Origin of the sequence: Flagellimonas chongwuensis (assembly GCF_013376415.1) — a bacterium.
Lineage (GTDB): Bacteria > Bacteroidota > Bacteroidia > Flavobacteriales > Flavobacteriaceae > Flagellimonas > Flagellimonas chongwuensis.
On sequence record NZ_WYET01000001.1, the window covers coordinates 752,625 to 766,998 of the forward strand.

General features: G+C 41.2%; 18 protein-coding genes. 8 read left to right on the forward strand and 10 right to left on the reverse strand.

The genetic code is table 11. The features are described 5' to 3' along the window. Positions 1-5: 5 nt before the first annotated feature. On the forward strand, positions 6-395 hold the full coding sequence (locus GUA46_RS03310; RefSeq protein ID WP_176619278.1) for an HIT family protein: 390 nt from the start codon (positions 6-8) through the stop codon (positions 393-395). On the opposite strand, the gene GUA46_RS03315 is transcribed toward GUA46_RS03310, so the two are convergent. Both GUA46_RS03315 and GUA46_RS03320 read right to left on the reverse strand, forming a co-directional pair. Further along, the gene (locus GUA46_RS03315) at positions 392-736 is read right to left on the reverse strand and encodes a hypothetical protein (RefSeq protein WP_108245881.1); all 345 of its coding nucleotides are present in this window, start codon (positions 734-736) and stop codon (positions 392-394) included. The genes GUA46_RS03310 and GUA46_RS03315 overlap by 4 nt on opposite strands. A 9-nt stretch (positions 737-745) precedes the next feature. Beyond that, positions 746-1,891, reverse strand: a complete 1,146-nt coding sequence (locus GUA46_RS03320; protein ID WP_108245882.1) for a sensor histidine kinase — start codon at positions 1,889-1,891, stop codon at positions 746-748. A 122-nt stretch (positions 1,892-2,013) separates the two neighbouring features. Here GUA46_RS03320 and GUA46_RS03325 point away from each other — a divergent pair, with 122 nt between their 5' ends. Together GUA46_RS03325 and aat are read left to right on the forward strand one after the other, a co-directional pair. After that, the gene (locus GUA46_RS03325) at positions 2,014-2,391 is read left to right on the forward strand and encodes a DUF3127 domain-containing protein (RefSeq protein ID WP_176619279.1); all 378 of its coding nucleotides are present in this window, start codon (positions 2,014-2,016) and stop codon (positions 2,389-2,391) included. 90 nt (positions 2,392-2,481) lie between these two features. Then, positions 2,482-3,156 carry a leucyl/phenylalanyl-tRNA--protein transferase gene (gene aat, locus GUA46_RS03330; protein ID WP_176619280.1) on the forward strand — a complete coding sequence of 225 codons (675 nt, stop codon included), beginning with the start codon at positions 2,482-2,484 and terminating at the stop codon, positions 3,154-3,156. On the opposite strand, the gene GUA46_RS03335 is transcribed toward aat, so the two are convergent. The 3 genes from GUA46_RS03335 to GUA46_RS03345 are packed head-to-tail and all read right to left on the reverse strand — an operon-like array spanning position 3,127 to position 4,928. Further along, the gene (locus GUA46_RS03335) at positions 3,127-3,807 is read right to left on the reverse strand and encodes a DUF2490 domain-containing protein (protein WP_229418422.1); all 681 of its coding nucleotides are present in this window, start codon (positions 3,805-3,807) and stop codon (positions 3,127-3,129) included. The genes aat and GUA46_RS03335 overlap by 30 nt on opposite strands. Further along, entirely contained in the window at positions 3,794-4,375 is a 582-nt protein-coding gene (locus tag GUA46_RS03340; protein ID WP_176619282.1) for a hypothetical protein, read from the reverse strand. The genes GUA46_RS03335 and GUA46_RS03340 overlap by 14 nt, the downstream gene beginning before the upstream one ends. Continuing rightward, positions 4,365-4,928, reverse strand: a complete 564-nt coding sequence (locus GUA46_RS03345; protein ID WP_176619283.1) for a DNA-3-methyladenine glycosylase I — start codon at positions 4,926-4,928, stop codon at positions 4,365-4,367. The genes GUA46_RS03340 and GUA46_RS03345 overlap by 11 nt, the downstream gene beginning before the upstream one ends. Positions 4,929-5,048: 120 nt before the next feature. Here GUA46_RS03345 and GUA46_RS03350 point away from each other — a divergent pair, with 120 nt between their 5' ends. From GUA46_RS03350 to GUA46_RS03370, 5 genes are all read left to right on the forward strand, one after another. Then, the gene (locus GUA46_RS03350; protein ID WP_176619284.1) at positions 5,049-5,738 is read left to right on the forward strand and encodes a TetR/AcrR family transcriptional regulator; all 690 of its coding nucleotides are present in this window, start codon (positions 5,049-5,051) and stop codon (positions 5,736-5,738) included. Then, a complete protein-coding gene (locus GUA46_RS03355) occupies positions 5,728-7,398 on the forward strand; it encodes a peptidase domain-containing ABC transporter (protein WP_176619285.1) in 1,671 nt (556 codons plus the stop codon). The genes GUA46_RS03350 and GUA46_RS03355 overlap by 11 nt, the downstream gene beginning before the upstream one ends. A 5-nt stretch (positions 7,399-7,403) precedes the next feature. Next, positions 7,404-8,759, forward strand: a complete 1,356-nt coding sequence (locus GUA46_RS03360) for an HlyD family secretion protein (RefSeq protein WP_176619286.1) — start codon at positions 7,404-7,406, stop codon at positions 8,757-8,759. Then, the gene (locus GUA46_RS03365) at positions 8,743-10,158 is read left to right on the forward strand and encodes a TolC family protein (RefSeq protein ID WP_176619287.1); all 1,416 of its coding nucleotides are present in this window, start codon (positions 8,743-8,745) and stop codon (positions 10,156-10,158) included. The genes GUA46_RS03360 and GUA46_RS03365 overlap by 17 nt, the downstream gene beginning before the upstream one ends. An 80-nt stretch (positions 10,159-10,238) precedes the next feature. Beyond that, positions 10,239-10,859, forward strand: a complete 621-nt coding sequence (locus GUA46_RS03370; protein ID WP_108245891.1) for a thioredoxin family protein — start codon at positions 10,239-10,241, stop codon at positions 10,857-10,859. On the opposite strand, the gene GUA46_RS03375 is transcribed toward GUA46_RS03370, so the two are convergent. From GUA46_RS03375 to GUA46_RS03395, 5 genes are read right to left on the reverse strand one after another with little or no spacing between them, the layout of a single operon-like run. Further along, positions 10,842-11,561, reverse strand: coding sequence for an energy transducer TonB (locus tag GUA46_RS03375; protein WP_176619288.1), 720 nt, complete (start codon positions 11,559-11,561; stop codon positions 10,842-10,844). The two genes, GUA46_RS03370 and GUA46_RS03375, sit on opposite strands and share 18 nt — an antisense overlap. A 46-nt stretch (positions 11,562-11,607) precedes the next feature. Further along, positions 11,608-12,312, reverse strand: coding sequence for a tRNA pseudouridine(55) synthase TruB (truB, locus tag GUA46_RS03380; RefSeq protein ID WP_108245956.1), 705 nt, complete (start codon positions 12,310-12,312; stop codon positions 11,608-11,610). A 30-nt stretch (positions 12,313-12,342) separates the two neighbouring features. Further along, positions 12,343-13,137, reverse strand: coding sequence for an undecaprenyl-diphosphate phosphatase (locus GUA46_RS03385; RefSeq protein ID WP_108245893.1), 795 nt, complete (start codon positions 13,135-13,137; stop codon positions 12,343-12,345). Then, positions 13,138-13,404, reverse strand: coding sequence for a DUF3098 domain-containing protein (locus tag GUA46_RS03390; protein ID WP_108245894.1), 267 nt, complete (start codon positions 13,402-13,404; stop codon positions 13,138-13,140). Positions 13,405-13,413: 9 nt separating this feature from the next. Continuing rightward, positions 13,414-14,292: a cell division protein FtsX gene (locus GUA46_RS03395; protein WP_108245895.1), complete on the reverse strand. Its 879-nt coding sequence runs from the start codon at positions 14,290-14,292 to the stop codon at positions 13,414-13,416. Positions 14,293-14,374: the final 82 nt, after the last annotated feature.

Below are 14,374 nucleotides of genomic sequence, written 5' to 3' on the forward strand. Positions count from 1 at the left end.
TTAAAATGGCCAGCATTTTTACCAAGATTATCAATGGAGATATGCCTTCTTATAAAATAGCGGAGGATGAAGATCATTTTGCTTTTTTGGATATTAACCCCAATTCCAAAGGACACACGCTATGTGTCCCAAAAAAGGAAGTGGACAAGATTTTGGATCTTGATGAGGAATCTTACATGAAACTCATGGCCTTCTCAAGAAAAGTTGGTCTTGCCATACAAAAAGCAGTGCCCTGTAAAAGAGTGGGGATGACGGTTATTGGTTTAGAGGTGCCTCATGTGCACGTACATTTAATTCCGTTGCAAAGTATGGCCAATGCTACGTTTCAAAATAAGGAGAGTCTTACCTCAGATGAGTTTGAAGCGGTAGCGGAACAAATCAAGTCACATCTTTAGCCCTCTATCATAAAATAGACGCCGGCCGCTACAAGACATAGCATTAGGACCAAAACCACAAAAAATAGCATGGTAAAACGCACCGCGGGCCTGTCTGGTTTTACCAATTTGTTGTAGTAATCAAAAACCCTTTCAATATCGGGTGTCCAATCCACAGGATATATGGTGGAGTTGCATTTTTTGCACTTGATCTCATTGGTCACCACACCGGTAGTTCTGTGGTACAGTGCATTAAACGTGTGTTTTTGATAAAACGTAATCTTAAGTTCCTGATTAAAACATTTGGGGCAATTGTTGGTGATATCAGCTTCTTGTATTACGAGTTGCTTTTCTTTTGCCATAATTCAAATTTATAGTGCTCGTAGGGTAATTTGCATGATAGTTCCTTCTTTACTAGACGAAAATACTTTAATTTTTCCTTTATGGTACTCTTCAACAATTCTTTTTACCAACGAAAGCCCTAATCCCCAGCCTCTTTGCTTGGAAGTTACACCGGGATTGAAGATGTTCTGAAAATCACTTTTGGGGATTCCATGGCCGGTATCCGATACCAGAATATTGATGTTTTGTCCCTTTTTCTCTATTTGGATGGCAATATTTCCCTTGCCCTTCATGGCATCAATGCCATTCTTTACCAGATTTTCTATACTCCAGTTGTACAATGGGGGGTTCATAAGCACGTGGGCTTCATCTATATTGGAGCTAAAGGAAAAATGTACCAGTTTGGAACTACGTTGCTTCAGGTACTCGAATGCCTTTTTGGTTTCATTTACAATATCATGGTCCTTCAATTCTGGAATAGAACCAATTTTGGAAAATCGTTCTGTAATGGTTTCCAACCTATCAATGTCCTTTGCTATTTCTTGGGTCACCTCAGGATTGATATCTTCAGATTTCAGTAGTTCGTTCCAACCCAAAAGAGATGTGAGCGGCGTTCCGATTTGATGCGCCGTTTCCTTGGCCATGCCGGCCCAGAGCTTGTTCTGTTCCGATGCTTTGTTGGTCCGGAAGAAAAAGAATATTACTGCCCCGAATAAAAAAATAATCAACAAAAGGGCAAGTGGATAATATTTTAGTTTGTTGAGTACCTCCGAATTGCCATAATACAGAGTTTCGAGCAGTTCGTCTTCCTGAATGATTTGAATGGGTTGGTTCTCATTTTTGAACTGTGCTATCTTTTGCTGGATGTATGCGCTGTCGGCAATTTTGTCCTCGGGAATATTATGGGTTTTATAGGAACCTTCCTCGTTAACCAGAATCATTGGGGTAGACGTGTTGTTGCCCAGAACTTTGAGGGTAAGGTTACCCAGTTCCTGATCTACCGATGATTGAACAAGTTCCAACTGCGCTGTTGCCCAAATTTCCATTTTTAGGCGTTCCTCCTCCTTAAACTTTCGGAAAAAGCTATTGGTGTTCCATAGAATAAGACTTACAATGATGAATGCCGATACCAGCAGTATAATATTGGAGGTTTTCCGTTTGGTACTAAAATCCATTGGTGGTCAAATTCTTTTTAAAGATAGGTAATTGGAAAACATGTTGATAGTTAGTTTAAATAACGGATGTCATTAGGATTCATTTTATGTACTTTTGAATTTTCAACAAAAATTAACATTGCATGGAAGTTCAGGGAAGAATCAAAATGATAGATGAGACCAAAACCTATGGCAACAACGGTTTCAGAAAAAGAGAGGTGGTCGTGACCACTGAAGAACAATATCCGCAGCATATATTGGTAGAGTTTGTTCAGGACAAATGTGATTTGCTCAACAACTATTCCGTGGGGCAAATGGTGAAGATCAGTATCAACCTGAGAGGAAGGGAATGGGTAAACCCTCAAGGAGAAACCAAATATTTCAACTCCATCCAAGGATGGCGAATAGAGAACCTTCAGTCCGAGGCTGCAGGCGATAACATGCCTCCGGTTCCACCAATGGAAGCCTTTGAACCGGCCGATGATTACAATGATGAGGACCACGATGATCTTCCATTCTAATAGATAGATTTACCATCGATAGAATTCGAAAATCCGGACGTTATGTTCGGATTTTTTAGTTTTTGGGCTGATTTGTATTTTTAGAAAAAATTGCCCTTGGAAAATACTCCCCTATATTTTTTGAACAAGAGATTGGAGTTTCCTCCTGTTGATAATGCCAGTGATGATGGTTTGCTCGCGGTAGGTGGAGACCTTTCACCGGAGCGATTGCTGCTGGCCTATAAAAATGGGGTTTTTCCATGGTTCAATGATGACTCACTGATTTTATGGTGGACGCCCGACCCAAGGATGGTGCTGTTTCCACATAAAGTAAAAGTGTCCAAGAGCATGCGAAAAGTAATTCGGGATGGGTCTTTCGTGCTAACCCAAAACACCTGCTTTGAACAGGTAATCGACTACTGCGCCCAAATTCGTCGTAAAGGCCAAGATGGTACATGGATTACGCCCGAAATGAAAACCGCTTACATGAAGTTGTTCGAAAAGGGGCATGCAAAATCCTATGAGGTCTGGGAAAATGAAGATTTGGTTGGAGGACTCTACGGAATTGACCTAGGGCATGTGTTTTGCGGAGAGAGCATGTTCAGCTTACGGGCCAATGCCTCAAAGTTTGCATTTATACAAATGGCAAGGGAATTGGGTGAGAAAGGGTATCAGGTTATAGATTGTCAAGTGCACACCGATCATTTGGAAAGTTTGGGTGCCGAACTTATTCCTAGAAAAGAATTCGTTAAACTGCTACAAGGAAATTTGCGCACTGGTCAGTAGAAAAAGGATGTGTTCCGGAACATTGGAAGTGTAATCCTCCATACGATATTCTACCCCTATTTGCAATTTCATGCCACCGTGCAATTCCCAGCCCACTTGCCCGACCAAGCGTATGTCGTATTCGGGTGAGTTCTGTTTTGCCACGCTCAAGAGATTTTCAAAGCTTCCTACAAAATAAGGTTCCCCCAAATCCAATTTTTCTCCCATTAATGGAAAATCCATGGCAAAGCGGTATCTAAACCTATGTGTGGTCAAGGAATTGGTGATACGCTGCTGGGCACGGAACCGATGTCCAAAACGTATGGCGAACGGCTTGTGGGTTACGTTGTATTGTTGGGTGAATCTAAGTTCGTTCTCCCTGCTATTGTAAAACCTGTACATTACACCAAGAGCAATACTTTGGTTATCCTTGATCTCAAGTTTTGAAAAGTGGGTAAAATCCAATTGTTTCACCCTAAATGTAAAATCTTCGTTCTCATAGAGAAAGTTTCTGTTAGCGATGGAAAAATTATGTGAGTACGCACTCGCTACCTTATAGTTTACAGCAAATTGTGGCTGCCAGTAACCCGTTAGGTTTTCTTGACCTTTTACGGATACGGAAGTCATCAACAGTACTAATGAAACAAGTAAAATCCGTTTAATAAAGTACATGATCATAACTTGGGGGAAGGGATTTTCGCAATCGTATCAACTGCCCTTCAGAATCGAAAAGCGCCTCATATTCTTGAAAACCGCCACTTTCTTTGGCAGAAAAGACCAATTCGTAGTTTACATCGGGCAGAATCAAGTTCTGAAATGCATTGTGTAAAGTCTTTTCAACCGACTTTTCTTCACGTAAGGGATATTGCTGTTGAATTTTTTTTACTCTGTGTTTGTAGTGGTTTTCATCCAAATAGGATTGGATAGTATTCCATGTATCGTTCGGAATGTCCCTTTCCTTTATCTTAAACTCTACATCTTCGAGTGTTCCTTCTTCATCGAACTCAACGCTGTAATGCAATCGCCCTTTTTTAAATTTGGTTTCAAAGCTTTTTTTGGTACTATCCGTTTCTTGGTAAAAACGTACTCGTTTGGCATCTTTCAGGTAATCTTCAATTAACAGATAGGCGCTGTTCGGGAAGTCGGCCTTGTCTATTCTGGATTCCTGTTCGTACTTGTTTTGCGCAGATGTGATTTGCACAGTACCAACGATTACAAATAGGAGGTATTTAAACTTCATGGTATCTAAAACAGTTTACTTCGTGGTCGTTGACCATGCCTGTGGCCTGCATGTGGGCGTAAATTACTGTGCTTCCCACAAACTTGAAGCCACGCTTTTTTAAATCTTTACTGATTGTATCGGATAAGTCGGTGGTTGCCGGAGCATTTTTGTAGTTTTTCAACTCGTTTTTAATGGGCTTATGTCCTACAAATCCCCAAATGTATTTACTAAAACTACCAAATTCTTTTTGGACTTCCATAAAAGCAATGGCGTTGGTGACTGTAGCATTGACTTTTAGTTTATTTCTAACGATTCCCGTGTCTTGTAGAAGGGCATCAATCTTAGCTTGATCATACTTTGCAATCTTTTTGTAGTCAAAATGGTCAAAGGCCTGCCTAAAATTTTCACGTTTTCTTAATATAGTTATCCAACTCAGGCCCGCTTGAAAGGTCTCCAAGATCAAAAATTCGAAAAGAGTTTCATCATCTTTGACAGGAACGCCCCATTCCTCGTCATGATAGGCTTCATAAAGGGTGTCGCCGATGCACCAGCCACATCTATGTTTATCCATAGCAATCAATTTTAAGTAAAAGTAAGGCAAAATAAGAAATCGTTAAGTGCAAGTTAAAGTGATGCATGTTAATAGTAATGCTATTATTTTTGCGAGACTTTGTTTTAAAAATGGAATAGCATGGACATTTTACTACAATCTGTGAAACTGGAAATCGATGAAAAACTCTATGTTAAAGACCCTGAATCGTCAGATTTGGGGAAGAAAATCGTGGAGCAGAGTATATTGTTGATAGATGAAATTGGTTTCGAATCCTTTACGTTTAAGAAATTGGGTGTTAGAATACACTCAAACGAGAGTTCGATTTACCGATATTTTGAGAACAAGCACAAGCTATTGCTTTATCTGGCCTCTTGGTATTGGGGTTGGGTGGAGTACAAGATGGTTTTTTCTACCAATGCAATTTCCGACCCCGTGGAAAAATTGGCAGCTTCCATTGAAGTATTGACACAGACAGTAGAGGAAGATTCCTCCTTTTCGCATATTAACGAAGTGGTACTTAACAAGATAATCATTAACGAGTATTCAAAGTCCTATCTTGTGAAAGAAATGAACAATGATGGGGCGGAAGGGAGCTTTATCATATGCAAAAGGTTAGTGGGTCGTCTCAGCAAAATGATTTCTGATGTGGACGGTGATTATGAATTTCCGACTAGTCTGGCCAGTAATGTGCTTGAAGGTTCGTTACACCAGAATTTTTTAAAATCGCACTTTCCATCTCTCACAAACTGTAGTGAAGAGGTAACCCCTACCGCATTTTTCACGGATTTGATATTCCGCACACTAAATCAAAAAGTACATGGCCAATAAAAAAATACTCTCTGCCTGGCAGCGGCTAACCGGTTTGCTCTCCTTGGACAAAAAGGATATTCTTCAAATTTTTTACTACGCCATTTTTGCGGGGCTGGTCAATCTTTCCTTGCCTTTGGGAATACAGGCCATTATTAACCTGATTCAAGGGGCCCGTGTGAGTACTTCTTGGATTGTATTGGTGGTTCTTGTAACCATGGGTGTGGCCTTTGTTGGGGTTTTGCAGTTAATGCAGATAAGGATTATAGAGAACTTGCAGCAAAAGATATTCACGAGGTCTTCCTTTGAGTTTGCCTACCGCTTTCCAAAAATCAAGATGAGTGAGCTTAGGTATTATTATCCTCCGGAACTTGCCAATCGCTTTTTTGATACTCTTACCGTACAAAAATCCTTATCCAAAATATTGATAGATTTCCCGGCGGCTCTGCTACAGATTGTTTTCGGACTATTGTTGCTGTCGTTTTATCACCCTTTCTTTATTATCTATGGATTGTTGTTACTGGTACTCATTTATATAGTGTTCAAGTTTACTGCACAAAGGGGCTTGGATACCAGTTTGGAAGAATCCAAGATCAAATACAAAGTAGCTCATTGGGTTCAAGAAATCGCCCGTTCCATTATCAGTTTTAAACTTTCTGGTAAGACCTCCCATGCCCTTGAAAAGAACGACACGTTGGTAGATGACTATTTGGATGCGAGGGAAAGTCACTTTAGAGTGTTGGTATTGCAATTTATCCAGATGATAGGTTTCAAGGTTTTGGTTACCGCAGGGTTGCTTTTGATCGGGGGGCTCTTGGTACTGGAGCAGCAGATGAACATTGGTCAGTTTGTGGCGGCGGAAATCATTATTCTATTGGTTATCAGTTCTGTGGAAAAATTGATTTTGGGTCTCGAGACATTTTATGATTTATTGACTTCATTGGAAAAAATGGGGCAGGTCGTGGATAAGGAATTGGAACCACAAGAAGGGGAAACCCCGTTCAAGGAAAATGAAGGATTAATGGTGGAGCTGGAAGATATCGTGTACAAGGTGCCCGGATTGGATAAGAAAATAATAGACCACTTATCGCTCACTATAAAACCAGAAACAAAGTTGCTGATTCAAGGAAAAAGTGGGTCGGGAAGGTCAACGTTGCTAAGAATGATTGCCGGTATTCTAGAACCGGATGAAGGCAAGATATATGTGAACAATGTAGCGCTTAAAGGAATCAAATTGAGCCAGTATAGATCATATCTTGGTCATTCGTTAACGGAGGAATATCCCTTTGAAGGAACCTTATTGGACAATATTACCTTCGGTAACAAGGACATCTCTATGGAAGATGTGTATTGGGCCTTGGAAAAAGTAAGTCTTTCAGAATTTGTGAAGGAGCAGCCGCAGGGGTTAAAAACCGTCCTGTATCCTGAAGGAAAAAAATTCCCCGACTTTATCTCCAGAAAAATTGTTTTGGCCCGAAGCATAGTAACCCGTCCCAAATTGATGGTGCTCAAGGACCCATTGGAGCAATATGATGAGGAAGAAACAGAAAGAATGATGGATTTCTTAACTGACCCCGCCAACGGATGGGCTTTGGTCGTTGTTAGCGAAAATCCCAAGTGGGCAAAACGCTGTAATCAAGTAATCCGTATGGAAAAAGGTAGATTGATCAACGTAAATTAAAGTTCATGCTGAATATTTCTTCAAATAATAAACTGAACGAAAAGGTGGACCTTACCGGTTACGAAGCTGGTAAAAAAGTGTTCCATAAGAGGCACTACAAGCAGTTCAATCGCTTCTTGGCATCCTTTTCCATAATTGTTGTTTTTATGATGTTTCTGCCGTGGACCCAGAACATATCTGGTCGAGGGTACCTTACCACTTTGACACCGGATCAAAGACCTCAAACAATCCAGTCGCCAATACCCGGCCGGATTGAAAAATGGTTTGTGAGAGAAGGTCAATATGTGGAAAAGGGAGATACTATTTTGCATATCTCCGAGGTAAAGAGCGAATATTTTGACCCAAATTTGGTAGAGCGAACCGGGCAGCAGATTAAGGCCAAGTCCATGTCCGTGACGTCCTATCAGGAAAAAGTAAAAGCCTTGAACCAGCAGATCAAAGCGTTGAACCAAGAACTCGGTTTAAAACTGGAACAAGCTAGGAACAAGTTGATGCAGTCAAAACTAAAGGTAAAAAGCGATAGTATAGATCTAGAAGCGGCCAAGACCAATATTTCGATTGCCCAGAGACAGTACGACCGAGTTGAAAAATTGCAAGATGAGGGGTTAAAGGCCGTTACCGATCTAGAAGAAAAACGATTAAAATTGCAAGAGACACAGGCAAAGCTCATTAGCCAAGAAAATAAATTGTTGGCCAGTAAAAATGATGTAATCAATGCCCAGGTAGAGATCAATCGAGTGCAGGCAGAGTACACCGATAAAATTTCAAAAGCACAAAGTGATCTTTATACGGCCCAATCCAATCAGTTCGACTCAGAAGCGCAGGTAACAAAACTGGAGAACCAGTATACCAATTATGAGATGAGGAGTGATATGCTGTTTATACGGGCCCCTCAAAATGGGTATATCACCAAGGCCATACAGTCTGGAATTGGGGAAACTTTTAAGGAAGGAGCCCAATTGGTCGGCATCATGCCTTCAGATTATGATATAGCTGTAGAAACGTATGTAGATCCCATCGACTTGCCCTTGATTCACTTGGATGAGAAGGTACGTATCCAATTTGATGGTTGGCCTGCCATAGTATTCAGCGGCTGGCCCAATGTTTCCTACGGTACCTTTGGGGGAAAAGTGGTCGCTATCGAGAATTTTATCAGTCCCAATGGAAAATATCGTATACTGCTGGCCCCGGACGAGGAAGAAGCTCCCTGGCCCAAGGATATTCGGGTAGGCTCAGGAGCAAGTACCATGGCCCTGTTGGAAGATGTTCCCATTTGGTACGAACTATGGAGGCAACTGAATGGCTTCCCGCCAAACTATTATCAACCTCAAAACACAAGTGCAGATGCCGCAAAGAAATAGAAGATCATTTTTATTTTGTACCCTCTTTTTCTTTACTGTAGGTTCTTTTTACGCTCAGCAAGATTCTTTGGTTCTGGGGTTTAAAGAGTATTTGGGCTATGTAAAAAAATATCATCCCGTAGCCAAGCAGGCCCAATTGAACATTGCCATAGGGCAGGCCAATCTTATGAAGGCCAGAGGAGGGTTTGATCCCAAGGTCGAAGTGGATTACAATACCAAGGAGTTCAAAGAAACCGAATACTGGGACCGCTTGAATGCCACCTTTAAGATACCTACCTGGTTTGGGATAGAGCTCAAAGGAAATTTTCAGCAAAATGAAGGGTACTACCTCAATCCTGATGAAACCTTGCCCGATGATGGGCTGTACAGTGCCGGGGTATCCATGTCCGTTTTACAGGGGTTTTGGATCAACGAGCGTATGGCCACCCTCAGAAAAGCAAAGCTTTTTAGGGAGCAGACCAAAGCCGACCAAGACCTGCAGGTTAACCAAGTGTTGTACAATGCATCCTTGGCCTATTTTGATTGGTTAAAGGCCTATAGGGATGCTGAGGTATACAAAGATTTTTTGGAGAATGCCGAGATACGTTTTCAAGGGATAAAAGAAAGTGCCCTGGCAGGCGATATTGCCATGATTGATACAGTTGAGGCTAAAATTGCCGTTCGAAACCGAGATTTGGGCTATCAGCAGGCAAAGGTCAACCTCATGAAAAAATCATTGGAGCTCAGTAATTTTTTATGGATAGAGGACGTTCCCGTTGAACTTCAGCCCGGTATAGCTCCTAATTTGCAACCCGAAATAGATATCAATTCAACCTTGGAGATAGATGGTATACCGTTGGACAGCTTTAATCTGGAGACACATCCAAAGCTGTTGTCCTTGGATTATAAAATAGAAGGGCTAGCAGTTGATAAAAGATTGAAGGCGAATAAATTGCTTCCAAAATTACAAGCTGAATACAATTTTATCACTGAGACCCCTGAGTTTATCGATTCTTTTGTGACCGAAAATTATAAGGCTGGCTTAAGTTTTCAGATGCCCATCTTCCTACGGAAGGAACGCGGAGATTTAAAACTGGCCAAGTTTAAGTTGAGGGACGCAGAGTACGAAAGGGACAACGCACAAGTCGAAATTCAGAACAAGGTGATTGCTATTTATAACGAACTGGATTCCTTTACGCAACAAAACCAGTTGATATCCGACATTGTTAAAGACTATACAACTATGTTGCAAGCCGAGGAGCGAAAGTTCAGTTTTGGAGAGAGTTCCCTGTTTTTGATCAATTCGCGGGAAAGCAAGCTTATTGATGCCTACTTGAAACAGAATGAGATGCAGAACAAGTTTTTCTACACTAAGGCCATGTTGTTCAAGAGTTTGGCCATAAACCCAAAAACATTGTAAGGTTTCAATCTAACAAACAACCAATGACAAAAGTCACCTAACCGCTAAATGCATGGTGCTACTTTTGAAAAAATGTTTTTATGGAAATACTGGAGAAGAACAGGTTGGAAATGGTTCAGGAATACATCTCAAAGGCAATGGATTATCCAAGGTATCGTGCATTGGTCTCTCAATTGGCCTTGACAGGTGGTTCCACCGGTCCCAATCAATCCGAAATATATGTGAATTACACCAAACTGGGCGACAAGCGGATGTCGCGTTGGGAAAAAACATTCAAGATTTCCGAGGAGGTCCGGGAAAAATTGAAATCCTACGATAAGGAATTGGTCCTGCTCGTACTTACCGAAAGCTGGTGCGGTGATGCAGCGGCCAGTTTGCCTATTATGAATAAAATAGCTGAAGCAAGCCCAAGTATTTCATTAAAGATTGTGTTAAGGGATGAAAATCTCGATTTAATGGATCTGTTCCTTACCAACGGTGCCCGCTCAATTCCCAAAGTTATCGTGTTTGATAAAGCCAATAATGAAATCATTGGGGAGTGGGGTCCAAGACCAAGCATGGCTACCCAAATGGTGGAGGACTACAAAAGAGAACATGGTAAATTGACCGATGAGTTCAAACAAGAGCTACAACTTTGGTACAATAAAAATAAGGGTCAAAATATCTTGGAAGATATTCTGGAATTACTTGCTCTGGAATAGATAGGTTATCGTCCCGATTTGGGATGCTTTGGAATCCGGGCTAAAACGTGCCTTTAGTGCATAAGCGATAGCATTGTCCACTAAGCAACCATTACTGGTTCCCGAACTTTTATCGTTGAAGGTCGCCTCGTTTACATAACCATTTTCGTCCACAGTAATATTGATGACGACCTTACCACCTTCAATACAAGTGTAGATGGGTGGAGGAAGATAGTAGGCATTTCTTTCCAACAAAGAATAGGAGATGGAGGTACGTCTATCTTTTAAATAATTGGTGAACTCCTCTTTTTGAGCATCGCGTTCGCCAAGTTTTTCTTTTTTCTCGTCCCGTTGTGCTTTCAATTGTTTTAATTGGTCCTCAAAACCTGAGTTATCGGCATATTCCCCGGTCTCGCTGCTCAATGCTCTTTCTTCAATAAGTTCTTCAAGGGTCTTTAAAGGTTCGGGATTTCCAACACTGGGTTTTGCGGTTTCATTGACCGCCATGTGGCTTTTAATGGGGTCGTTGGCGGCTTGCATTTCTTCCAATCGCTCCTCTTCCTCTTCCAGAAGTTTCTCGATATCCTCATCGGCCAAGCTCATTTCAATAACGTACTCATCCTCTTGTATGCCCCCTAAGTGAATATTGAACAGCAATAATATCACTATGGACATAGCGAAGAAAGTGATCAAAAGTGATAACTGGCTCTTGTTTAAGTTCATGGTTTAACTATAACCGCTTTTTTGCAAAATTATTTTATCCCAACATTTAAGGAGAAACGTTTGCTTCAAGATTATCCTTGAAAACATTGGGACTTGTAGCATTATTTACGTTGAAATCACCTATTTTGGTTCTTCTTAGTTTGGATAAATAGGCTCCAGAGTCCAAGGCTTTACCAAAATCGTGGGCCAAAGAACGGATATAGGTCCCTTTGCTGCACACCACCCGAAAATCAACTTCGGGCAGTTCAATTCGGGTAATTTCAAACTCAGAAATTTCAATTTTTCGTGATTTTATATCGACTTGTTTTCCTTCACGTGCCAATTCGTACAATCGTTTCCCATCCTTTTTTAAGGCAGAAAAGATGGGGGGTACTTGGTCAATTACGCCCAAAAATTGTGCCGTAGCTTCTTTGATTGATGTATTTGTAATGTGGCCGATGGGAAAGGTCTCGTTCACTTCGGTCTCCAAGTCATAGGATGGCGTGGTGGCCCCTAAAGTGAAAGTTCCCGTATATTCTTTTACCTGTCCTTGAAGCTCTGGAATTTTTTTGGTGAATTTCCCCGTACAGATAATCAACAGCCCGGTAGCCAAAGGGTCCAATGTTCCTGCATGACCTATTTTTATCTTTTTGAGGCTGAATTTTTTACGAATGGCCCATTTAAGCGCGTTCACCGCTTGGAAGGAACTCCATTCCAATGGTTTATCGATCAATAAGATCTGACCGTTTAAAAAATCTTCTTTGGTGTTCAACAACTTGGGGTTTTGGGCAAATATACTGATCTATCCCCACATGCTCCACGCAAGAGCTATAAGGCCTACCACTAAGCAGTAAATAGCGAAATAGGTCAACTTGCTTTGGCGTACCAATTTGATCATCCAAGTACAGGCGGCAAGTCCAGCGATGAATGCTGCGACAAAACCTGCTCCCATGGCTACAGCTTGGTCGCCATGAAAGGTAATATCTCCGCCCATCACATCTTTGGCTACTTTGCCTAAAATTAGAGGCACTACCATCAAAAAGGAAAAACGTGCCGATTTTGTCTTGTCAACCCCCAAAAGTACGGCTGCCGAAATAGTCGCACCACTTCGGGAGATACCTGGTAATATGGCAACTGCCTGTGCCATTCCTATGGCAAAAGCACTGCGGAAGGATACATTTTTATCGGTAGTCTTGGCCAAATCTGCCAAATACAGCAAAAATGCCGTAATCACGAGCATGATACCGACGATAACGATGGCACCATCAAAAAACACCTCGATAAAATCATTCAAAAAAAGACCGACCAAAGCGGCAGGAATCATGGAGATGATAATTTTTAAAGAAAACTGGGTTTCCTCGTTCCATTTAAACTGAAATAGGCCCTTCAATATCTCAAAAACATCTTTTCGGAATACCACCAAAGTACTTAAAGCGGTCGCAAAGTGAAGCACTACGGTAAACAACAAACTTTCTTCGGGAACGGCCTGCGCTCCCAAAATAGCTTTTCCTAATTCTAAATGACCGCTGGAGGAAACAGGCAAAAATTCGGTCAATCCCTGAATGATTCCAAGGATAATGGCGTCAATTAATTCCAATTATTCCTTCTTTTTCTTGTGAGGATTCAACAAAATGGCATACACCTGAATGCCAAGACCGATAAGAATCAAGGTCGGTGCAAGGCGGATTCTCCTAAAATTGTATATCTCGGGATTGAATACTTCGGGGTCGTCGCTTCCACCACCGCTCATCAAAATAAATCCGAGGGCAATAAGGGCAATACCTATAAATAGAAAGAGATAGTTTTTCCTTTGGAAAACAAACTCCTTGGTAGGTTTTTGACCGTTGTTGTTTTTCTTGCTCATGCTGCAAATTTAGTAATAAAGATCGTCCGTCCTTAGATTTAAAAAACGTTGGGTCGCAAAATGGGTGCTGGCCCAAGATATGATAACGCCCAAACTAAATACACTAACGAACAAAATGATGAGTACCATATAATCTTGCAAAAGATTCAGTTCGGGGAAATTTTTGTCGATATAATACACTAAAACGCCAAGTCCGATCAAGGCAACCACTGCTCCGACCATACCTAGTTTAATGTTCGTCCAAATAAAAGGTCTTCGGATAAAGGTTTTGGTGGCACCCACCATTTGCATGGTCTTGATGATGAACCTTTTGGAATAAATGGACAGTCGAATGGAACTATTGATCAATAAGAATGCGATTACGGTAAAAATGGCACTGGCCACCAATATCCACAAACTGATTTTCCGTGCATTGTTGTTGAGTAGCGAAATCAAAGGTTTGTCGTAGCTTACCTCGTCCACGTAGGCCTTGGCTGCGAGCTCCTCAGCAATCTCATCAATTTGTTGCGGAGAGACGAAATCGGCCTTTAAATTCACATCGATAGAATTTTTTAGGGGATTGTAACCCAAAAACTCTTCAAAATTCTCACCAATATCCTCGCTGTATTGCTCCGCAGCATCTTCTTTGGAAATATATTCGGCCGACTTGGTGTATTCCGCAAGCGCCAAACTTTTCTGCAATTGATCTATTTCCACAGGTTTTGCGCTGTCTTTCAAAAACACCGAAATGGTAATCTGCTCCTTAAAGTGATCCGCTAATTTTTTGGTATTGAGCACCAAAAGGCCCAAAACACCTAAAAGGAACAGGACCAAGGCAATGCTCAAAGCCACGGAAAAGTAGGAGGAAATCAGTTTTCGACGCTGATATCGTTCAATATATTGGCTCATATAGTAGAATCAGTACGTAAAAATAGAAAAGTAAATTGTATTTAGGGGATTAAACCTATTTTTGCACACGAAATTGAACAAG